This is a genomic window from Puia dinghuensis, from assembly GCF_014642875.1.
In the GTDB taxonomy this organism is placed as follows: Bacteria; Bacteroidota; Bacteroidia; order Chitinophagales; family Chitinophagaceae; genus Puia; species Puia dinghuensis.
The window spans coordinates 171,506-192,849 of the sequence record NZ_BMJC01000003.1; the positions used below are offsets into that span (position 1 = coordinate 171,506).

General features: G+C 51.7%; 21 protein-coding genes. 11 read left to right on the plus strand and 10 right to left on the minus strand.

The window, feature by feature from the left end; all coding sequences use genetic code 11:
* Nucleotides 1-25: 25 nt before the first annotated feature.
* Entirely contained in the window at nt 26-2,473 is a 2,448-nt protein-coding gene (locus IEY39_RS13990; protein WP_188932561.1) for an ABC transporter permease, read from the minus strand.
* Between the two features lie 312 nt (nt 2,474-2,785).
* On the opposite strand from IEY39_RS13990, the gene IEY39_RS13995 reads away from it, so the two are divergent.
* Nucleotides 2,786-3,670 (plus strand): lytic transglycosylase domain-containing protein, encoded by an 885-nt coding sequence (locus IEY39_RS13995; RefSeq protein WP_188932563.1) that lies wholly within the window; start codon nt 2,786-2,788, stop codon nt 3,668-3,670.
* Here IEY39_RS13995 and IEY39_RS14000 read toward each other — a convergent pair.
* Entirely contained in the window at nt 3,667-4,404 is a 738-nt protein-coding gene (locus IEY39_RS14000) for a LytR/AlgR family response regulator transcription factor (RefSeq protein ID WP_188932565.1), read from the minus strand. The genes IEY39_RS13995 and IEY39_RS14000 overlap by 4 nt on opposite strands.
* Nucleotides 4,397-5,590 carry a sensor histidine kinase gene (locus IEY39_RS14005; protein WP_229688906.1) on the minus strand — a complete coding sequence of 398 codons (1,194 nt, stop codon included), beginning with the start codon at nt 5,588-5,590 and terminating at the stop codon, nt 4,397-4,399. The genes IEY39_RS14000 and IEY39_RS14005 overlap by 8 nt, the downstream gene beginning before the upstream one ends.
* A 205-nt stretch (nt 5,591-5,795) precedes the next feature.
* Here IEY39_RS14005 and IEY39_RS14010 point away from each other — a divergent pair, with 205 nt between their 5' ends.
* Nucleotides 5,796-8,267, plus strand: a complete 2,472-nt coding sequence (locus IEY39_RS14010; RefSeq protein WP_188932567.1) for a TonB-dependent receptor — start codon at nt 5,796-5,798, stop codon at nt 8,265-8,267.
* A 24-nt stretch (nt 8,268-8,291) separates the two neighbouring features.
* Complete coding sequence (locus IEY39_RS14015) at nt 8,292-8,567, plus strand: hypothetical protein (RefSeq protein ID WP_188932569.1); 276 nt, start codon at nt 8,292-8,294, stop codon at nt 8,565-8,567.
* 66 nt (nt 8,568-8,633) lie between these two features.
* Here IEY39_RS14015 and IEY39_RS14020 read toward each other — a convergent pair whose 3' ends face one another.
* The 3 genes from IEY39_RS14020 to IEY39_RS14030 all read right to left on the minus strand — a co-directional run bounded on the left by IEY39_RS14020 (nt 8,634) and on the right by IEY39_RS14030 (nt 11,488).
* Nucleotides 8,634-9,680 carry an NAD(P)-dependent alcohol dehydrogenase gene (locus tag IEY39_RS14020; protein WP_188932571.1) on the minus strand — a complete coding sequence of 349 codons (1,047 nt, stop codon included), beginning with the start codon at nt 9,678-9,680 and terminating at the stop codon, nt 8,634-8,636.
* A 99-nt stretch (nt 9,681-9,779) separates the two neighbouring features.
* Complete coding sequence (locus tag IEY39_RS14025) at nt 9,780-10,490, minus strand: DinB family protein (protein ID WP_188932573.1); 711 nt, start codon at nt 10,488-10,490, stop codon at nt 9,780-9,782.
* Nucleotides 10,491-10,540: 50 nt separating this feature from the next.
* Nucleotides 10,541-11,488 carry an ABC transporter substrate-binding protein gene (locus IEY39_RS14030; protein ID WP_188932575.1) on the minus strand — a complete coding sequence of 316 codons (948 nt, stop codon included), beginning with the start codon at nt 11,486-11,488 and terminating at the stop codon, nt 10,541-10,543.
* Between the two features lie 58 nt (nt 11,489-11,546).
* Between IEY39_RS14030 and IEY39_RS14035 the strand changes: the two genes are divergently transcribed.
* The 6 genes from IEY39_RS14035 to IEY39_RS14060 all read left to right on the plus strand — a co-directional run bounded on the left by IEY39_RS14035 (nt 11,547) and on the right by IEY39_RS14060 (nt 16,743).
* The gene (locus tag IEY39_RS14035; protein ID WP_188932577.1) at nt 11,547-12,209 is read left to right on the plus strand and encodes a Crp/Fnr family transcriptional regulator; all 663 of its coding nucleotides are present in this window, start codon (nt 11,547-11,549) and stop codon (nt 12,207-12,209) included.
* Nucleotides 12,210-12,255: 46 nt separating this feature from the next.
* Nucleotides 12,256-13,095 (plus strand): sulfite exporter TauE/SafE family protein, encoded by an 840-nt coding sequence (locus IEY39_RS14040; protein WP_188932579.1) that lies wholly within the window; start codon nt 12,256-12,258, stop codon nt 13,093-13,095.
* Nucleotides 13,088-13,651: a YeeE/YedE family protein gene (locus IEY39_RS14045; RefSeq protein ID WP_188932581.1), complete on the plus strand. Its 564-nt coding sequence runs from the start codon at nt 13,088-13,090 to the stop codon at nt 13,649-13,651. The genes IEY39_RS14040 and IEY39_RS14045 overlap by 8 nt, the downstream gene beginning before the upstream one ends.
* Nucleotides 13,652-13,662: 11 nt before the next feature.
* Nucleotides 13,663-14,076: a DUF6691 family protein gene (locus tag IEY39_RS14050; RefSeq protein WP_188932583.1), complete on the plus strand. Its 414-nt coding sequence runs from the start codon at nt 13,663-13,665 to the stop codon at nt 14,074-14,076.
* A gap of 14 nt (nt 14,077-14,090) precedes the next feature.
* Nucleotides 14,091-15,449 carry an MBL fold metallo-hydrolase gene (locus tag IEY39_RS14055; RefSeq protein WP_188932585.1) on the plus strand — a complete coding sequence of 453 codons (1,359 nt, stop codon included), beginning with the start codon at nt 14,091-14,093 and terminating at the stop codon, nt 15,447-15,449.
* A gap of 88 nt (nt 15,450-15,537) precedes the next feature.
* On the plus strand, nt 15,538-16,743 hold the full coding sequence (locus IEY39_RS14060; RefSeq protein ID WP_188932587.1) for an ATP-binding protein: 1,206 nt from the start codon (nt 15,538-15,540) through the stop codon (nt 16,741-16,743).
* A gap of 7 nt (nt 16,744-16,750) precedes the next feature.
* Here the strand turns inward: IEY39_RS14060 and IEY39_RS14065 are convergent, their stop codons facing one another.
* Entirely contained in the window at nt 16,751-17,314 is a 564-nt protein-coding gene (locus IEY39_RS14065; protein WP_229688907.1) for a dihydrofolate reductase family protein, read from the minus strand.
* Nucleotides 17,315-17,411: 97 nt separating this feature from the next.
* Here IEY39_RS14065 and IEY39_RS14070 point away from each other — a divergent pair, with 97 nt between their 5' ends.
* Entirely contained in the window at nt 17,412-17,807 is a 396-nt protein-coding gene (locus tag IEY39_RS14070) for an ArsR/SmtB family transcription factor (RefSeq protein ID WP_188932589.1), read from the plus strand.
* Nucleotides 17,767-18,222, plus strand: coding sequence for an SRPBCC family protein (locus tag IEY39_RS14075; RefSeq protein WP_188932591.1), 456 nt, complete (start codon nt 17,767-17,769; stop codon nt 18,220-18,222). The genes IEY39_RS14070 and IEY39_RS14075 overlap by 41 nt, the downstream gene beginning before the upstream one ends.
* Nucleotides 18,223-18,282: 60 nt before the next feature.
* Here IEY39_RS14075 and IEY39_RS14080 read toward each other — a convergent pair whose 3' ends face one another.
* The 3 genes from IEY39_RS14080 to IEY39_RS14090 form a co-directional block, all read right to left on the minus strand.
* Nucleotides 18,283-18,903 carry a hydrolase gene (locus tag IEY39_RS14080; protein ID WP_188932593.1) on the minus strand — a complete coding sequence of 207 codons (621 nt, stop codon included), beginning with the start codon at nt 18,901-18,903 and terminating at the stop codon, nt 18,283-18,285.
* A gap of 128 nt (nt 18,904-19,031) precedes the next feature.
* A complete protein-coding gene (locus IEY39_RS14085) occupies nt 19,032-20,036 on the minus strand; it encodes an ankyrin repeat domain-containing protein (protein ID WP_188932594.1) in 1,005 nt (334 codons plus the stop codon).
* Nucleotides 20,037-20,090: 54 nt separating this feature from the next.
* Nucleotides 20,091-21,326 carry an alpha/beta hydrolase-fold protein gene (locus IEY39_RS14090; RefSeq protein ID WP_188932595.1) on the minus strand — a complete coding sequence of 412 codons (1,236 nt, stop codon included), beginning with the start codon at nt 21,324-21,326 and terminating at the stop codon, nt 20,091-20,093.
* Nucleotides 21,327-21,344 lie beyond the last annotated feature (18 nt).

Sequence of the window (21,344 nt, forward strand, 5' to 3'; positions counted from 1 at the left end):
GTGGCGGGACGCAAGTGACCCCGGCTTACTCGCTACGCAACGCCCTTACCGGGTTGGCGATAGCCGCTTTTATTGCCTGGAAGCTGACGGTTAGCCAGGCGATAGCAACGGCGATGAGGCCCGCCAGGGGGAAGAGCCACCAGCTGATGCTGATGCGATAGGCAAATCCCTCCAACCATTTATGCATTCCATACCAGGCCAGCGGCGAGGCGATGAGGATGGCAATGACGACGAGGCCGAGGAAGTCGCGGGACAACAGCAGGGTAATATTGGTCACCGAGGCGCCCAGCACTTTGCGGATGCCGATCTCGCGGGTACGTTGCTCAGCCGAAAAGACCGACAGGCCAAACAGCCCCAGGCAGGCGATGAGGATGGTGACGATGGTAAAATAGCGAACAATCTCCCCCGTACGCTGATCTTTCTCATAATTCTGTTGAAAATCCTTATCAAGGAAGGAATAGGAAAATGGCACACTCGGGTTTATCTTTTTCCAGGTAGCGGCTACCTTTTTGATGACGCCGGCATAGTCGTTGGTGCCGAGGCTGGCGATAGCATAGACGTACCTATCCCACAAGGAAGTAGTGAATGCATAGGGCTTTATCGGGTTATACAGGCTCTCAAAATTAAAATCCTTCACCACGCCGATGATCTCCATTGAATTATGCAGGCGTGGGATGCCGGTGAAGGAAGTATAGATCTTTCGCCCGATGGCCGTTTTGCGATCGTAGCCCAGTTGTCTTAGCGCCGTCTCATTCACGATGACGCTACCAGAGTCTGCATCGATGTTTTTCGAGAAAGTCCGGCCTTCGAGCAGCGTAAGCCCCAGCGTTTGGAAATAATCACCTTCCACAGCATTAAGGTTGAAATCTATCTGGTCTTTGGAAGTCTTACCTTCCGCATAAAAGACCATGTCATTGACGCTCGTAATGCCCGGATACGTTTCCCCACAAGTGACGGAACGGACAGCTGAAATATTTGCCAGTTCGTTCTTCAGGGCCGTGTAGTTTGCCGCGGCCTCCTTGCTTTGTAAGGGGAGAACGATCTGCTGCTCCTTATTAAAACCCAGCGGCTGGGTGTTGAGGTAATTCAATTGCCGGGCGATGATGATGGCGCCGGACACCAGGCAGATGGAGATGGTAAACTGGAAGACGATCAATCCCTTCCGGATGGTGAGGGCGGAGAAGTTGTTGAGCAGCTTTCCCTTCAGTACGGCGATGGGGCGAAACGAAGACAGGTAGAAAGCAGGATAGAGTCCGGCCAGGATGCCAGTGACCAGCGTCAGCCCGGCGACCCATGCCCAGATGCGGGGTTCATCAAACAGTTGTAGCTGTTTTTGCACCACGGTATTGAAAAGCGGCAGGAGCAGCCAGGTGAGCGCCAGCGCGAGCAACAGGGCAAGAATGCTCAACCCGATGGATTCACCCAGAAACTGATAGACGAGCGATCGCCTTTCCGCCCCCATGACCTTGCGGACGCCGACCTCTTTTGCTCTTTTCCCCGACCGGGCGGTGGAAAGGTTCATAAAGTTGATGCATGCGATGAGTAAGATGAAAGCAGCGATGCTGCCCAGGATATAGAGCGTAGTCACATTGCCGTTGGGAGCGATCTCGTCGTCCAGCTGTGAATACAAATAGATGCGGGTGAGGGGTTGGAGAAAGAAATACCGCGAGATGCCTACTTCTTTCAACTCGGTGCCGCCGCGTTTGCCGATGGCGGCGTTGATCTTTTTTTCAAAGCTGGTGGGGTCTACTGCTTTCTTTAGCCGGATATACGTGTGAAAGATGCTGCCGGCCACCCAGTTGGTCTGATTATCCACCCAGGCGCCGCCGACATCGCTGTTATGCATAGATAAAAAGAAATGGGCGGGGATATGGGATTTGAGGCCTTTATCCCGGAATACCCCTCTTACCGTATAGTCGAAATTGCCAAAACGTAACCCGATGGTCACCGGCCGGCCCACCGGGTTCTCGTTGCCAAACAGCCGCTGCGCCACTGTTTCAGAGAGAACGACGCTGTTCGGGACATCGAGGGCGGTAGGGGCATCGCCGTACTTGAAGTCATAGGTGAAGACACGAAAGAAGGTGGAATCGACGTAATAGGCATTGGATTCGTAGAACTGTTTGCGGCTGTCGCCCTGCCCGGCCGTGAGCAGCATGTTGTCTATCTCGGGGAATTTAAGCAGCCGGGTAGTAACGGCTACTTCCGGCAGATCGGTTTTCAGTGCCCAGGCGAGAGCCGGAGGCGCGGCGGCCCAGCCTCTTTGCTTTTGTCCGGCCAATGTGGCGACGGTTGGGACGCGGTAGATGAGGTCAGCATCCTTATTTTGCTGGTCGTAGCCCGATTCGCTGAAGATGAAGAACATGATCAGCAGGCAGGTGGTGAGCCCGATAGCGAGGCCAAAAATATTGATAAAGGAGAAAACCTTGTTGCGGGCAAGGCTTCTGAGGGCGACTTTGAGGTAGTTGTACAGCATGATCAAGGGAAACCTAAAAATATGCCAATGCCATAGCCAGCTGGTTATCAAACGCTTGCCATTTTGCGCGTAATCGGACCCGTTCGGAAGCGATACAGCAATTGTCCGATGTCGTGGTTTTACCACGTAAAAGCACTTATGAGGGGCGGAAAACGGATATTATCTTTGTTCGATTAAGTTGTCGCCACCGTGAATGAAAAACCCATTCACCGAGTCCACGGCGGGCCTACAATTCTCCACTACTCTATGCTTAACCCTCACACGCAGTAATCCATACCTGGGACCGGCATTGTTTTACGTAAACTTAAAACGATGTTGAAGTCGAAAGTGCCCTTTATTTGTACGCTGGCGTTTGTCATGGCCATGCCATCTGACGCCAATTCCGGTCGACCGGTTTCTGAACCAACAGAACCCCCGACCCAATCCACATCATCATCAACCCCCCAAACGATGGTTGCTTTTTCATCCCCTCAAGAGCAGGAGATGAGATTCGTGCATGCCTATATCCGGGAGAATGATGAGTCCCTTCTTGCTGTAAAGCAACGAAGCAAGCGTCCTTTTCACATCATCGAATCCGTGCTACAGCATTATGGCCTGCCGGTGGAGTTGAAATACCTGGCCGTAATAGAGTCCGATCTAAAGACAACGGCTGTCTCCAGGGTCGGCGCAAAAGGTCCCTGGCAGCTGATGGCGGGTACGGCCCATGACCTTGGGCTGAAAGTCGACAGTACGGCCGACGAACGGACCAACTTTTACAAGAGTACGAAGGCTGCTGCTTTGTACCTGCGCGATCTGCATAATACGTTTAAGGACTGGCTGCTGGTGCTGGCAGCTTATAATGCCGGTCCGCTCCCGGTCTTCAAGGCAATCCGCCGGGCAAACAGCAATGACTACCGGCAGCTGGAGCGTTATCTGCCCGCCGAGTCGAGACAGCATGTACGGAGGTTTCTTGCCACCGCCTATTATTTTGATGTAATGATGGATGACGGCATGCAGGTAGCACAGCGTGCGCCTATAACGCGGCACCCCGGCCCTGCAAAGGATGTCAAGATGAAGCCAGTCCCTGTCATGACGACTACCGGTGTAGCTGTCGCCGGGCCTGGCGAAGTGACTGTGCAGGTGAACGGTGGCGGCTTTCCTGGTCGTGCAGTGTTGCTTGGCGTGCTGCAGCGCAGGCGGGACGGCCTTGCAGCTTAGGCTTGTTGCGCCAATGCTTTCATCACATTATTCTTGAACAATTTGCCGATGGGTATCTCGGTACTGCCTATTCCGATGACCTCGCCGGTGAACGACCGGATCTTCGATCTTGACACGATGTAAGAACGATGGGTTCGGATAAAGGCGGCTTCGGGCAACATGGCTTCCACGGCAGCCATCGAATTCTTGGTGATGATGGCGCCTTTGTCGGTGATGATGCGGATATAGTTTTTCATCCCTTCGATATATATGATCTCATCGAGCATGACCTTTACCATTTTCCTATCGGTGCGAAAGTAAAAATAGGACTCCGGTTTTTCTTCCTGCTTTGCCGGCGGAGGGGCAGCGGGTTGTGGGGTCACGCCGATCTGCAGCGCCGCCTTGTTTATCGCCTTCAAGAATCGTTCGAACTGGATCGGCTTTAACAGGTAGTCCACCACGTCCAGATCGTAGCCTTCCAGGGCGTACTCCGGATAGGCGGTGGTGAGGATCATTTTTGGCGGGTGTTGCAGGATCTTTATAAACTCCGTACCGAGGAGTTCCGGCATTTGGATATCGACAAACGCCAGTTCGATCTCCTGTTGCTGGACGATGGTCATCGCCTGGATGGCGTTCTCGCATTCGGCCACCAGCTGCAGGGATGGGACGCGGGCGATGAAACGGCTGATCACTTCTCTTGCGAGGGGCTCGTCGTCTACGACCAGGCATTTGATCTTTTTAACCGGCTTATCCATTGGCGGCATAATTGGATTGGGCGGACCGGGCTCCATCCGGGTTACTGGTTTGTAATTCTACCTTAAAATTTACGATAAAAAGGTCTTGTTCGGAAATAATGCTCAGTTCGTGTTTGTTCGGGTATAGCAGCTGCAGCCGTTTTCTTACGTTGCTGAGGCCGATGCCTTCCGTAAAGTTATCACCTCCTTCACCTGTGGGCCGGCCATTGATCAATTTCACGAATAACCAGTCGTCCTTCAATTCAGCATCTATGCGGATCCAGGGTTGTTCGATCACCCTGCTGGTGCCATGTTTGAAACAATTCTCCACCAGCGGCAGCAGCAACAGGGGGGCGATGGTATAATGATCGCTATCTACGGGGAGATGAGCCGTAAGATCGAGATGGGTATACCTGATCTTTTCCAGCGAGATATAATCCTCGATGAGTCGGAACTCCTGGAACAACGGGACGAGCGGCCGGTCGCAGTCATAGAGGATATAACGCAGGAGGGCCGACAGTTTCAGGAGCATCCCGGAGGCCAGAGGAGAGGTATTCTCGGTGATGCTGTAGATGTTATTGAGCGTATTGAACAGGAAATGGGGGTGCAGCTGGGCTTTGAGGGATTGCAGTTCGGCATCGAGTTTCTCCTTTTGCAGGATGTTGTTGCGGTATTCTTTCTCGTACCAGTGTTTCATCAGTTTGATAGCAGCAGCGAAACCGGCTACGTTGAGGCATGCCTGTAAGCCAAAGAAGAAGCTGTATGGTATTTGTTTGAGCCACGGGTCGTAGGTGGGTGCGGGGAGTTTGATCTTGATGCCGCCCATGACGACGGTGGGTTCGGTGCGGTGCATGACATACCGATCGAAGGAAGGGAAAAGCAGATCGTAGGAAGCCGCGGCGATGAACCCGGCCAGGATGCTAAGGATGATTATCCAGAGAAAGCCGGCGGGATATCTTGAGTGCAAAATATACCGGGGGATCACGAAATACAGTAAGGCATAGACAATAACCAATTGGCCCGGGAGATATAATATAGGTTGCAGCAAATGTTCGTTTATGGATCCATGGGAGACCTCGATGCTGAACAAGGGCCGGACGCCCATCCCCACCAGGCCCATGCCAAAGAGCGCCACGACCCAGAAGACAAGATGTCTCGCCAGCCGGTACTTTCTCTCATTAGAAAATATAAAGGGAAGCTTTTGCATACCTGAAATTAGCGCTTCCTTGCATTGACGGTGACTTTTTTCCTTCTATTTACACCAGGGTTGTTGTTTTGGGGACGAAGTGCTTTTGTCACCGACGGGAGCGGCTGGCATCCCTTGTTACGGAGTATTTATACTGGTGCGGTGCTTCCGTGTAATAAGATGATGGCCAATGAGAATAATGCCAAGTTTTGAAGAAAAAACTGGCATGAAAACAACCAAACTATTCCTTGTCCTTGTAACCGGGCTGCTTGCCTTTTGTCCGTTATTGCTGTTCGCCCAGGGGGCTGGCGGCAAGGTGCTGGGGAGCATTCTTAACAAAGAGGGGCAGGTGGTGGAAGCGGCCACGGTATTGCTGCGGCGGCAGAAGGATTCTGCTGTTGTCAGATCGGCTGTTACCGACAAGACAGGAGCCTATGCTTTCGGCCGCGTAGCGGCCGGTAATTATTTCCTTTCCATCACCTGCGTCGGCTATCAACGGTATACCGGTGGCGCTATTGCCATGGATAGTTCGGATGCGGTTGTTGTGGCGCCGGATATCCGGTTGTCGCCGGCCGTGAAAGACCTGAAGGCTGCTTCCGTCGTTTCTCAGAAACCTTTTGTTGAATGGAAACTGGATAAAATGGTAGTGGATGTCGCCGCCTCACCCTTCTTTAATCCGGGGCTATCGGCGCTGGATGTGCTCGAACGAAGTCCGGGGATCACCATCGACTATATGACCAGTATCATCAACCTGAATGGGAGGCCCGGTACAGTGGTCTACATCAACGGCCGGCTCAGCTATCTCTCCGGGCAGGACCTTCTGAATTATCTGCGGGGACTGCCCGCGGGTACGCTTGATCAGATAGAGATCATGTCCCAGCCACCCGCCAAATATGATGCCGCGGGCAGCGGAGGAGTGATCAACATTATTTTGAAAAAGAATCAGGCCGATGGGGTATACGGGAGTGTTACCACCAGCGCCATTTTTGGATATTATTTCAAGACCCGGGACAATTTTCTACTGAATTGGCGGAAGGATAAGTTGAACCTCAATTTCTCTTATGGGATCGCGGATAATAAGAAATTTAACGATCAGCATATAGTATCTTCTTTCCGATCGGGTTATGGCTTTCCATTTTCACAGTACCAGGATTACCAGACCTCGACTATTTCGGATGGGGTGTCTCATACCCCGCGGCTTTCGCTGGACTACCAGGCTTCGAAGAAGACGACGCTGGGCGCCAATCTCACCGGACTGTTCAGCACCAATAACAGTGTCACGAATGGGCCTATCAATTTGTATGACAGCCTTTACCGAATGGTGCAGCATACCAATTTTATTAATGGCACGCAGAGTCCTGTGACCAATTTTGGGGCAAACGTCAATCTGCAACAGAAGCTGAAGAAGGGGAAGGAGCTGAGTGCGGATGCCGATTATCTTTATTACCATAGTCCTGGCACCCAGAATTCAGACAATTACCTTTACGACAATAATGGGAATGCGCTTGCGCCCTATCTGGTGAATGGGGTGGTACCGTCGCAGATAGATATTTACGCTTTTAAGACTGATTATAGTCGGCCGTTGGATAGTGCCGGGAAGTCGAAGCTGGAAGCCGGGGTAAAGACAAGCTATGTGCGGACGGATAATGACGCTGAATATACGCAATACGATACGGTGCAAAAAAGCTGGCAGCCGGATGCTGCGCTTACTAATCATTTTATTTATACGGAGAATATCAACGCGGCCTATCTCGATGTCAGCAAGCAGCTGAATAAAAAATGGAGCGTGGAAGTCGGTGTCCGGGCTGAGCAGACCGTGGCACGGGGTAATGAGTTGGTGCAGGGAAACCGGTTTACCCGGAATTATTTCCAGGTATTTCCGGATGCCTATATCGAGTATAAGCCCAACAATGTCCATTCGTTCGATGCCAACTACGGCAGGCGGATGGACAGACCGAGTTATCTCGATCTCAACCCCTTCCGGTATGTTATTAGCCAATACAGCTTCCGCGAGGGCAATCCGGCGTTGCAGCCCGAATATGTCAATGATATCCAGGTGAACTACCATTATAAGGGCGTCTTCTCCGTCTTGTTGGATTATATCAAATTCGACAATTTGTTCGCGCGGGTGGTCAAGAGTTCGGGCCAGGGGAATGATCTTATCACGATCCAGACCAAAGAAAATGTCGCCTTTCGCAGGAATATTTTCCTGTTCGTTTTTTATTCCAGAGCGCTGACCAAATGGTGGAATGCTAATTGGCTGGCCGGCTTTATCAACAGCAAATTATCGGACCCGGCCAATACGGGGGATGTACTTGATCAGATATCGGTGTTCAGGTGTGACTTTAATAACAATTTTCCTTTTGGGAAGGGGTGGAGTCTCGATCTGCGGGGGTTCTATACAACCCGGCGACTGGAAGGCATCCGCATCTATGCGTTGTCAGACGGTTATTTTTCCACCGGCATTAATAAGAAGGTGTTGAAGAACAAGGGGACGCTGACAGCGAATATCAATGATGTCTTTTATCAGTCCAGGCCCGGCCAGACGAGTGAGGCGGCAACCTTTTTTACAAAGACCGTCAACCGGCCGGAAAGCCGTTATCTGACGCTGACCTTCAACTACCGGTTTGGGAAGATAAAGCAACAGCAGCAGCACAGTGGGAGTGCTGATGATGAGCGGGGCCGCGTGAATTTTTAACTATAAAATAAAAGGAGGATTATCATGAACAACAAGACATGGGCAGTTTTTGGCCTTTTAGCGGGGTTACTTTCCGCCACCGCCGGGAAGGCGCAGACCGATCCGAAGTTGCATCCTGGGGAAAGCGTAAAAGTTACCAAGGTGGTGATGGTGAAAAAAGCGGCCGGCAAGGCTCCAGGGGATTCGGTGGCGGATGTAAAGGTGAATTATATCAAGCCTGGTGGGTCGCCGGGAGTGCTGCAGGTGAACAATGTCGGGTATTCCAAGGGGGATTCGACGAAGCGGAAGGGTCATCTCTGACGGGAGGGCGGGATAGGAAAAAGCCGCCGGTAGGGGGCCGGCGGCTTTTATTTATTGGGGGCTTCCCTATTTGAGGGTGGCAATATCGATAACAAACCGATAGCGGACGTCGCCTTTGAGCATTCGCGCGTATGCTTTCGTGATGTCCTTTATATCGATGAGCTCGATGTCCGAGACGATGTTGTGGTCGGCACAAAAATCGAGCATTTCCTGGGTTTCCTTGATGCCGCCGATGCCCGAACCGGTAAGGCTTTTGCGCCCGTCGATAATGGCGAAGGGGTGGATGGGTGTCGGCTTGGGCGGAACTCCCACGCAGATGTGGGCGCCATCCGTACGCAGCATCGACATGTACATATTTATATCGTGCTCTGCGGAGACGGTGTCGAGGATGAAGTCGAATCTGCCCCTGGCGGCTTTTACCTGTGCGGCATCAGAGGTGAGAAGGAAATGATGGGCGCCCAGTCTTTTGGCATCCTTTTCCTTAGCGGGAGAGGTGCTGAGGACAGTGACCTCTGCGCCAAAGGCTACCCCAAATTTTACGCCCATATGTCCTAATCCACCCAGGCCCAGGACGGCAAGTTTATGCCCTTTGCCAACCTTCCAGTGGCGCAGGGGAGAGTAGGTGGTGATGCCAGCGCAAAGCAGCGGTGCTGTTGCAGCCAGATCGAGCTTTTCGGAGAGGTGCAGGACAAAGTCCTCGTTGACCACGATAGTCTTGGAATACCCGCCATAGGTGGGGGTTTTCTTATCCTGTTCGAGCCCATTGTAAGTTTGGGAGTTGCCCTTGAGGCAGTACTGTTGCAGATCGCGCTTGCAATTCTCGCATTCCCGGCAGGAGTCGACCATACAGCCGGTTCCGGCGAGGTCGCCGACCTTGAAATTTTTTACGTGGCTGCCGACCTTTATCACCCTTCCGACGATCTCGTGGCCGGGTACCATCGGGAAGATGCCGGGGAACCAGTCGTTCTTTATCTGATGCAGATCGGAGTGGCAGACTCCACAAAATAAAATGTCGAATTGTACGTCATGCGGACCAACGTCGCGGCGTTGGAAGTCCCACGGAGCAAGATCGGTTGTTGGGCTCTGCGCAGCATATCCTTTTACTGGTATCATAATTCCAATTTTTAAAATGAGCCTCAAAATTACCTAATCCCCCGGGAAAACCGGGGAACGGGGTTTACTCATATTTTTATAAGTTGGGGTGCTGCTGCTTTAGCCCTCGAACTTTGCGCCGGGCAATCGGCTTCTCAGCAAGGCAATCTGCCCAAGGTGATGCGATTCGTGTTCACAGACATGGAACCATTTGCAGTAGTTGTTGGTCGGGCCCCAATACCATTTCTCGTCGACGGCCATAAACCATTTGTCATCGCGTTTTTTGAATTCTGTCAGCGTATTTTCCCTGGTTTCCTGTAGCAAAGTAAGATAAAAGTCCACGGTATTGCCTTTGATCTTCTTGCGCCCCTCTTCACCCAATTCCATGGCTACCCTGAATTTCTCATCCACAGCAGGGTCAAATTTCCCCCATGCAACTCCTTTGAAGGTGTGTTCGTGATAAAAGGCATCGGTCGCCGCAAGATGGTATAAGAGTGCGCCGATGGTGTTTGCCTTGTCATCGAGCAGGAAATCCAGTTGTTCGGTCGTCATGTTCTTGACCGAATTAACTATCTGGGGTCGGATCCAGGCCATCATCGACACCAGGGTTCCGATCTGCGGACTGTATCCTTCTTTCGGGCCAATGATGTTGATATCCTTGTCCACCGGCAGGGCAGCAATGGTGGCGGGGTTTACGGGCGATTGAGTGTTGGGGCCGTTGCCGGCCAGCACCGGTGCAGAGAGCAGGGAAAACCCGGCCATACCACCGGCAAACGTAGCAGCGGTTTTGATGAAATTACGCCGTCCGGCGGGAAGTGAAGTATCTTTCATGGTAAGTGGTTGAGAGTTGAAAGATACGAAAAGGAAAGGTTTTATGAGCGTCAGACGGGGACTGCAGTAAAGGGGAAGGTCTTGTTTTTTAGTGCCGCAGGAATAGTGAAGAGGGTAGGATGAAATAAGGCGGCCAGTAATTCGATGCCGTCGACGAGGTTGGATGGCGAGGGTTGGGTGAACAGATCGAAGTCGCAGGCAAAGACGCGACCGGTACGTACGGCAGTGATGTTGTCCCAGCCTTCGTGGCGGGTGAGGAGGTGCAGTTCTTGTTGGGCACGGGAGATATGAAAACCGCAGGGCGCGATGATCAGTATCTCAGGGTCGTATTTCCTTATCTTGTCCCAGCCGGTGACGATGCTGTCGCCGCCGGGGTTGCCGAGCATGTCGATGCCGCCGGCCTGGGCGACCTGGAAAGGTATCCAGTGACCGCAATTATAGATGGGGTCGATCCATTCGAAGATCATGACGCGTTTCATCGGCATGTTGTGCTGCCGGAGGGTATCGAGGATGCGGGAGGTTCTTTTTTGCAAGGCGGCCAGATAGGTGTAAGCGGCGTCTTCGTGGCCCAGGGCCTTCGCAATGGTGACGGCCGTCGTATAGACATCTTCGAGAGTATCGGGCGTTAGTGGGATGACCTCCGGGCGATGAGGCAGTCTGGCGACCGCGGCGGCGGTACATTTTGTGTCGATCTGGCAAACATCGCAGGTGTCCTGGGTGAAGATGATGTCGGGAGCGATTTGTTGCAAGAGCTCTTCCTCGACATAATACAAGCTTTTGCCTTGCGCCTTGGCGGCGCTGAAAACGGAATCGATCTCCGCGCTGGTATAGGTTTTGCCTTCCATGATGCAACGGACGATGGCCGGTTTTTCGGCGAGCGCCTGTGGGTGGCATTCGAAGGTGACGCCATGCAGAAGGTGTTGCAGGCCCATATCGTAGATCATCTGTGTGGCGGCGGGAAGAAAGGAACAGGCTTTTGGCGGGTTGTGCTGGTTCATGGTGGAAGGTTGGCTTAAAAACCGGGGTCGAAGATACAAAGAACCGTAACTTGCAGGGATGAAAACGGAAATTAATCTTCCGGAAACCATAAAACGTTTGTTCCCCGAATTTGATCCTTCCCTGGCGGAAGAGGTGATGGCAAAGGGGCAGGTAAAGAGTATCCGCGAGGGGGAAGAGATCATGCGGCCGGGACAGCATATAAAGTCAACGATGCTGGTGCTGGATGGCCTGATCAAGATCTTCCGGGAAGATGAGGAGGGAAAAGAGATATTTCTGTACCACTTAGAGCCGGGACAGGCCTGCGCCTTATCGATCTTGTGCTGCGCCCAGCATCGCGCCAGTGAGGTAAAGGCCGTGGCGGTGAAGGATACCCTTGTTCTTAGCATCCCGATAGCCCAGGCCGGCAACTGGATGCGGACCAACGCTTATTGGTACCAGTTTGTGCTGTCTACCTACCGCAGCAGAATGGAAGACCTGCTCAACACTATCGACGCCATCGCCTTCCGGAATATGGACGAGCGCATCCTGCTCTACCTGAAGAAGCACCGGCAGATGCTCAATTCCACGATCATCCCGGTGACGCATGGCAAGCTGGCGACTGAACTGGGCACTTCCCGCGAGGTCATCACCCGGCTGTTGCGGAAGCTGGCAGAACAGGGATATGTGAAAGTGAATCGTCAGCATATAGAGCTGCTTCATCCCGATAATCTCCCGTTGTGACATAAGTCACCGGCGACCTGCTATTAAAAGCTGAACTTGCAGCCCTATGATGGTCGGCTATATTGCTTCCCTTTTTATAGGTGTTTCGCTTGGGCTGCTCGGCGGCGGCGGTTCTATCCTTACCGTACCTGTATTGGTGTACTTGTTTGGGATCGATCCGGTACATTCTACTTCCTATTCCCTCTTTATTGTCGGGCTGACGAGCCTGGCGGGGGCGGTCGCCCAATACCGAAAGGGTCTTGTACGGGTGAGGATCGCGCTGCTGTTTGCTTTTTCGTCAGTGGTGACCGTTTTCCTTACGCGGAAGCTGTTGATCCCGAGGATACCCGAACGGCTTTTTTCGATCGGGAGCCATACCATCACCCATGGCATGCTCACGATGTTGTTGTTCGCCCTTTTGATGATAGTGGCGGGGTTGGCAATGATCCGCGGGCGTAAGGGGACGACGGGTGGCGAAGGAGTAGTGGCGGTGATGGACGGGGGGCAGATGGTAGCGATGGGCGAGATGAGTGCGGGGCAACCCTTCCGGATGACGTTATACGCCGTCGGGGTCGGGTTGGTTACGGGTATGCTGGGTGCAGGCGGCGGATTCCTGTTGATCCCCACGCTTGTGCTTTTTGCCAACCTGCCGATGAAGGAGGCGGTGGGGACGTCCTTATTGATCATCGCGCTAAATTCCCTCATCGGATTCTCCGGGGACATCGGCCGGCTGGCGATCGACTGGCGACTACTTCTACAGATAACAGTCATAGCCGCCGTGGGTATTATCCTGGGCGGGATGCTGAGTAAAAAAATGCACGGCGAAAAATTAAAACATTTGTTCGGCTATCTTGTATTGCTGATGGGGTCGACTATTTTTATACTATCCTTTTTTTCTTATGCTTGAATTGATAAAACATCCCTGGCCCTGGTATGTCGCCGGGCCACTGATCGGGTTGACCGTGCCGGTTTTGCTTATCACCGGCAACAAGACCTTTGGTATTTCCTCCAATCTGCGGCATATCTGCGCCGCCTGTTTTCCTTCGGGTATTTCATTCTTCACCTATGACTGGAAGAAGGAAACCTGGAATCTGGTGTTTATCGCCGGTGTCCTTTTGGGCGGAGCGGTCGCTGCCACCTGGCTTGCCACTGGAAGGCCCGTAGCCATAGACCCCCGTTTGGCGCGGGAGCTGGCAGGCTATGGGGTGAGCGACCATGGAACATTGCTGCCCGGTGAGTTGTTCAGCTTCCGGTCGCTGCTGACGCTGCGGGGACTTTTGCTCATCGTCGGTGGCGGATTCCTCGTTGGGTTTGGGACGCGCTATGCCGGTGGGTGTACGTCCGGCCACGCGATCATGGGTCTTTCCAATCTGCAATGGCCTTCGCTTGTCGCCACCTGTTGTTTTATGATCGGTGGATTCATCACCGCCAATCTTTTATTACCAATCATTCTACGTTTGTAAGCAAGAGAATTATGAGAGCACTACTAAAATACCTGTTCATTGGGATGGGTTTCGGGATCATTTTGGTAAAATCCGAAGTGGTCTCCTGGTTTCGTATCCAGGAAATGTTTCGCCTCGAGAGCTTCTATATGTATGGGGTGATCGGATCGGCCATTGTGACGGGAATGATCTCGATGCTGTTGATCAAAAGATTCAATGTAAAGGCTATCACCGGGGAGAAGATCTCTGTGGCGCCGAAGACCTTTAACAAGGGGCAGATCATCGGCGGGCTGATCTTCGGGTGCGGCTGGGCGTTGACGGGCGCCTGTCCCGGTCCTTTATTTGCGCAGGTTGGCGCGGGTTTCTTCGTCATGTTTATCGCGCTGCTAAGCGCCGTTGCGGGCACCTGGGCCTATGGAAGGATCAGGAATCGGCTTCCACATTAAAAAATTAAACTATCATGAAGATCAGACAATTTGAAGACAAGCATCTTTCGCATTTCAGCTATGCGGTGCTTAGCGAATCGGCAAACGAGATGATCCTTATCGATCCGGCAAGGGATACGAAGCCCTACCGGGAGTTCAGCGCCGAAACGGGGGCGGCTATAACGGGTGTAATCGAGACGCATCCCCATGCCGACTTTGTCAGCAGTCATCTGGCGTTACACCAGCAACTGGGAGCTACCATCTATTCGAGCAAATTAATAAAAGCGGGATATCCGCGTCAGACCTTTGATGATGGGGATGTGATCGAACTTGGCGAGGTGCGGTTTTTGGCGATCAATACCCCAGGTCATTCCCCCGATAGCATCAGCGTGTTGGTTTCGGCAGATGGAGTGCAACGGGCGATCTTTACCGGTGACACCTTATTTGCCGGGGATGTAGGCCGGCCCGATCTGCGGGAAAGCAACGGATCGCGAGAGACGGAAAGGCATACACTTGCCCGCCAGCTTTTTCACAGTCTGCGGGAGAATCTGGCCAACGTTCGGGATGAAGTGATCGTCTACCCGGCACATGGTGCGGGTACGCTTTGCGGGAAACATCTGAGTGAGGCGACGAGCAGTACGATGTATGACCAGCGGCAGTATAACTGGGCCTTCCAGGTGAAGACGGAAGCGGCTTTTGTAAAAGAGCTATTACAGGAGCAACCGTTTATACCCGCCTACTTCCCCTATAATGTATCGATGAACCAGCAAGGGGCGCCGGCGCCGGTTTATCCGGCATTGGGTGTGAAGGAGATAGACGCCGGGCTTTGGACCATCGATGTCCGGGATGGGAAATCTTATAAGGCGGGGCACTTACCGCATTCGATCAATATTATGGAGGGGAATTCCTTCGAGACCTGGCTGGGAAGTCTTATCCGGCCGGAGGAGCGGTTCTATCTGACGGCGGGAGATGAGAAGACCCTGCAGCGAATGTTGGCGCGGACGGCGGCCATCGGTTATGAGAATAAGGTGGCGGGGGCGTTTGTGATGGGGGCGGACGCCGGCGTGGCGGGGGATGCGGCGGCGTTGGAAGGGGCCGGCGAGTTTGTGGCGGACCAGTTGGATGTCGAATGGTTCAGGGAGCATTTTTATGACTATACTATTGTGGATGTGCGCAATGCGAGCGAGGTGAAAGACCGGCCCATATTCGACCATAGCCTTTCTATCCCGCTTTTTGAGTTGCAGCAGCGGGCCGGGGAGATCCCGGTGGACAGGCCTATCGTCGTTCACTGCGCCGGTGGGTATCGCAGCGCCGCGGGAAGCAGCCTGTTGCAATCGTTGTTACGGGGTAAACAAAGGGTGCTCGACCTTGGGGAGGCGGTGAAGACATTTTGAGCGGTGATACTATAATTTGCAGTACTAATATACACTTTTGTATATTACTAATGCACAAGTTTGTATATTTGTAATGCAAACTATTAAAATGGTTCCAAAATCATCTCTCCATCAAGTACTTACGTCCCAAAAAGAGAGCCTTTTAATGAAGGAAAGGGGGTTAATACGAGAAGTATTGCCAGACCTTCCTGACCTTTCCGCGTATGCATTGATCATTTCAGGGATCCGGAGGTGTGGAAAAAGCACGCTGCTTTATCAAATGCTGAAGGAAAGGTATTCGGACGCTTTATACCTGAATTTTGAAGATCCCCGGTTATACGAATTCGAAAGAAAGGACTTTCTAAAACTGGATGAGATCATCCGGGAGGCTGGGAGCAAGGTCCTGTTATTTGATGAGATACAAATTATCCCTGAATGGGAGCGATATGTACGCCAAAAGCTGGACGAAAACTTCAAAGTAGTTATCACCGGTTCGAATGCCAGCTTATTGAGCAGAGAGTTGGGAACCAAACTGACCGGAAGGCATATCACCAAGGAGCTCTTTCCCTTTTCCTACCGGGAGTTTAATTCGTTTCATCAATTAGTGCCATCGCCTGATTCCCTCCATCAATATCTTCAAACAGGGGGATTCCCTGAATACGTTAAACAAAAAACTGATGAGATACTAAATCACGTTTTCGATGATATTCTGATCCGCGATATTGCTGTACGGTATGGTATACGAGATATAAAAACACTACAGCGCCTGGCGTTATACCTGATATCCGATGTAGGAAAATTCTTTACTGCAAACAGGTTGAAAAGCCTGTTCGAAATAGGATCTACTAATACCATAACAGAATACCTTTCACATCTTGAAGACAGTTATCTGTTCTATTTCGTGCCGAAATTCAGCTACTCGCTTCGCAAGCAAATGATCAATCCTCGGAAGGTTTATGCCGTAGACACCGGCATGATCAGCGCAAATTCCAGCTCCTACGCCGATGACAATGGGCGTATGCTCGAAAATCTGGTTTACCTCCATCTCAGAAGGAAAACCAAGGATATTAATTATTATTCGGAGAAAGGCGAATGTGATTTTGTTACTTTCAATAAAGGGCATATTCAGGAAGTGATACAGGTCTGTTATGATCTTAACCAGGATAATCTTGACCGCGAACTGAACGGAATATTCGAAGCCCTCCAATTTTTTAATGTTAAAGAAGGTAAGATCATTACGTTTCAGCAAAAAGATCAGTTTGAACAAGAAGATTGGAAAGTTGAAGTAATTCCCTGCCATGAATTTTTGCAATAGTCGAAAACTATTTTCTTATTTCGTACCATAGTTCGACCATTCCGTTTTTGTAGGCTGTCACATCTTTCAGGTGCAATGTCTGTTCTTGTCCTACGTGGTCAAAAAACGGCGTCCCGTCACCCAAAATAATGGGCAGAACGGACATCCTTATTTCGTCCGCCAATTTCTCCCGGATGAAATTTTTTGCAAGCACTGCTCCGCCTACGACCCAAACGTTCTTGTAGTTTGGTTTTAGCCGTTCGTTCACAAGCTTTTCGAGGTCGCCTGAATACATCTCGATGTTCTGTCTTTCAATTGGCAGGTTTCTGTGCGTCACTACAATTGTCGGCACGTCTCCATAAGCCCACCCATAAGATCTTGAAAGCTCCAGGGCGTGCTCATATGTCCGGGAACCCATTATATAGCAATCTATTGTTTTTAGGAATTCCTCGGTTTCCTGTTCAGTAATTCCCACTCCTTTTTCATAATTGTCAGCTGTTTCAAACCATGAAACGCTATTATCTTTTTTGGCAATGATCCCGTCAAGACTTGAGACCATATGTATCGTTACTGTAAAGGTGTTTGGCGTCATTTGTTAGTTTTTGCACTGGCAATATAGGGACTCCGGAAGAAAAATTTGCGCAAGTAAATGCTTGCACATATATTTGCAAGTAAATACTTGCATATTTATGGAAGCCAGACGAGATGTTTTTCAGGCGATTGCCGATCCCACAAGGAGGGAGATCATTAACCTCATCGCGCACCAGCCACAGAACCTGAACGCCATTTCCGCCAATTTCGAGATGAGCCGCCAGGCCATCTCATTACATATTAAGATTCTTGCAGAATGTGGACTGGTTGCGATAAAGCAGCAGGGAAGGGAGCGCTTTTGTGAAGCAAGGCTGGAAAAATTAAACGAGGTGCATGAATGGACAGAGAAATACAAGGAATTCTGGACCAAGAGCTTCCATTCGCTTAGAAATTACCTTGATAAGGAAGCAAAAGATCAGAAGAAAACTATTATAAACCAAACTCAGAAAAAAAATGGAAAATCCAACCAAAAAGGACCAGAGCAAGGTTCTTGAAATAGTAGAATTGTTTGATGCTACACCTGAAAGAGTATTTAAGGCATGGACAAATAGGAAAGATTTCGTGTCATGGTACGGACCTGAAGGCTTTACTGTCCCTTTTTGCGAGATGGACGTTAGGGTTGGCGGTGCATGGCGCGCATGTATCAAATCTCCGCATGGTGATGAATACTGGATGCAGGGTAAATATATTGAGATCACCAGTCCTTCCAGGCTTGTATTTACCTATGAAGATGGGAGCGGGAAAGGGCTTATGGGGGCCACCTTTGTTACCATTACCTTTAACAAGATCGGAAATAAGACCGAGATGGTTTTCCGTCAAACTGATTTCCCGACGACGGAATTACGGGATGCCCATTATGGAGGCTGGTCGAGCGCATTTGAATGTCTCAGGGAATTTGTTGAAGCATAGGATAGTGATCATGCCTGTATCTGCGGCGACGACGGCGCAGTGCGGCTCTTCGACCTCGCGCTATGTTCTAAGAAACGAGCCGTTTGACTGAAGGGCCTTGACCATGAACGGCGCCGTAGTCGTTCTTGCCCAATCTCTTTGTAATTCGCATGCCAATTGAGTAACAGAAGTAAGTTGTGCACCTGCCTGTTCTACCCTGCGGAGCGCCATTTCGTGTGCTGCTATCGACGTTCCTCCTACAGCGTCTGCGATTGGATATACCTGGAACCCTTCTCTTAACGCATCCAATGTTGGAAAGGTCAGGCAGGCTTCCGTCCATAGAGCTGCCATTAAGAGTTTCTTTCTCCCTGCAGCGTTTACTGCGTCATTAAATTCTTTGTCTTCCCAAGCGTTGATCGATGTTCTGTCATAGGAAGGAAAGCCTTTCAGCACTTCCAAAATAGGGGATATGGTTTCTGCATTTTTGCCGGTTTTGACGTTCACTGTGCTCAATATGATCGGCAGTTTGTAATCCACTGCCAATTGACAGGCGATTACAATGTTAGTTATCAATTCGCTTCTGAGCATAGAATTGATAGAATTAACTTGTACCGGCTGATAGTCGATTATTATGAATGCCGAATTCTCTGGAGAGATCAAAGCGTCCTGCTTTGGGTCTCTCGCTGGGGAGTAGCTGCTCATTTTCTCAGAATTAAGTTTATAAATGGCTTCCTTTACGATGTCGGGGATGCATAAAGGTAGGGTTTCCGATGGACACGCCGCCGGATGACGATGGAGGATGCGAAAGTCGTGCGCCGCTAAGGCAGGGATCAGAGCGGGATGGGCGTTGGGTTGCGGGTATAGAAGACGCAGATCATATCGACGAGGTCGTCGTAGACTTCATCGCTGGGATAGTCGCGGGAGTGTTTGATGAGGCGCTGGGTTTCGGTTCGGATCCGGTGGCTCTCGGTCTTGTCGAAGACGCCTGAGCGTAGGAGGGTGTCGCGGACGAAGATGGCCTGGCGCTTCTGCACCCTGCGATGGGTCGCGCCGGCGACGGCCTGTAGAGTTGTAGTGGCATGTTGATGGCTATTGGCGATGCGCCGGGCTTCGTCGCGCAGGTTTTCGACGGTGCGCAGGAGTTCGCCCTGGACGGTGTCCGCGGGGCCGCCGTCCGCTGGCACAAATTGATCCCAGATGTGGCGTACCAGTTCGGGGTAACGGAGATTAGGGAATACCGGCTGCACCGTGGTAACGTCGTGGATAACGGGTTTGGCTGCTTCCCAACGCTGCACCAATTCCTGGACATCGGGGGACGCCAGTTGGAGCCATTTGCGCGTGTTCATGCCGAAGCGGTTCTCCTGGTCCAGGTCGGCGCCAAGGTGGAGTATCTTATCGAGCACCCGGAGATAGGTGGCGCGGTCGGCGCCTTCCCGCCGCAACAGCCAGCCCTGAACGGCCCAGTAGACGATGTTGGAGCCATCCGCGTCGCCGATGTTGACATCAGCATCGTAGTCGAGGAAGAGATCGAGGGCATGGATATACTTCTCCTGCTGCGCAGCAATGTGCAGGCAGTTGTATCCACGGGCACAGATGATGTTGGGATTGGCGCCTTCGTCGAGCAGGTAGTGCAGGAGGGGTAAACGATCGTCCTCAGTGGCAAAGCCGTAAGACAATAGCGCTTCCATTAGGACGGGCATCCAGGCGGAACTGTCGACGCAGGCGTTGACGTCGAGGCGATGATCTTCTACAATTTCCTGGGCCCGGGGGGCATCTCCGCGGGCTATCGCGAGGGAGAGCGAGTTCCACACAGTGGTGGGGATTAGTTTTGGCAAAGCAATCATAAAGTAGACTTGTATCCAAAAGATACAAAAAACAGTTGAGCCTTCCTAGTGGTTTTTTGCCTTTTGCTCTTCCAGCTTTTTCCTGGTGTCGGGGTTGTCCCATAGGGTCAGGCATTTTGCATAGGCTTCGATGGCCTTTTCCCGATCGCCCGCCGAACTATAGTAATCACCCAGGCTGTCAAATGTGTTGCCGCTTTTGGGATAGTTCTCCGTATTCATCTTAAAGAAGGCGAAGGACTTGGCCGGCTGGTTGCTTTGTAAGAAATAGTACCCCAGGCTGTTGACCATGTCTTCCGGCGGCAGGATGGTATAGCCCATGTTTTCGCTGAGCGCCCGGAAGCGGGTCTTGAACAGGACGATGGCGGAGTCCGCCGGGATGTCTTTGTTCACCAGCCGATCGAAGCCCCGGAAGCTGTAGAAGTCGAACATAAAGCGCAGGCCGTCGTATTCGGTGATGAGGGGTACGGTGCCATGGCTATCGTCGGGGTAATATCTATACCGGAACCGCAGGCCGTTGCTCTTGTTCTTTTTTATCGCTGCCGCCAGCCGCAGGATGCTGCGGATATGTAGGGTGTTATTGGTGGTATCTTTTCTCACCTTTGCAGTGTCCATCCCGTCGGGCATCGTGTTGGCTACCCCCATATAGAGGGTCTTGCCGGTAAATTTCTCGTGTGCGAGGGCGACCTCGGCCTCTTTCAACAACTTTCGATCGTCCCACCACATGCTGGGGTCGATGGCGATGTAGGAATTGAAAAGCTGGGGATGGTGTATCAGGGTATTGATGACCATGAGACCGCCGAGGGAATGACCGATCATGATCCGGTAGGGCGCTGTCGGATAGAGCGAGTCGATGTGGGGGATGAGTTCCTTTTCGATGAAGGCGGTGAAGTTCTCGCCGCCGCCGGAGGTGCGTACCGAGTTGCTGTCGCCAAATATGCTGGTCTTCACGTGGGTAGGGGTGAGATCTCTTTGCCGGTCGGTATTAGGAATTCCGACGATGATCATTTCCGGAAAGGCAGTGTTGCCATTCACCTCGGTGAGTTGCTGGATGAGGCCCTCTACGGAGGGGAAGTGGGCATCGCCGTCCAGGAGGTAGACGACCGGATAGCGCACGCTGGTGAAGGGGTTGTTGCCATCGTGTGGCAGGTGGATGAGGATACCCCGCTTTTCATTGAGGATATGGGAAAAGAGGGTGTCCCGCTTGCCGATGACGATGTCGCGACCGGATTGGGCGGATGCCTGCAAGGCAAGGATACAGATGAGGGGCAGCAAGAGTTTCATGATTAATCGTTTTGTCTG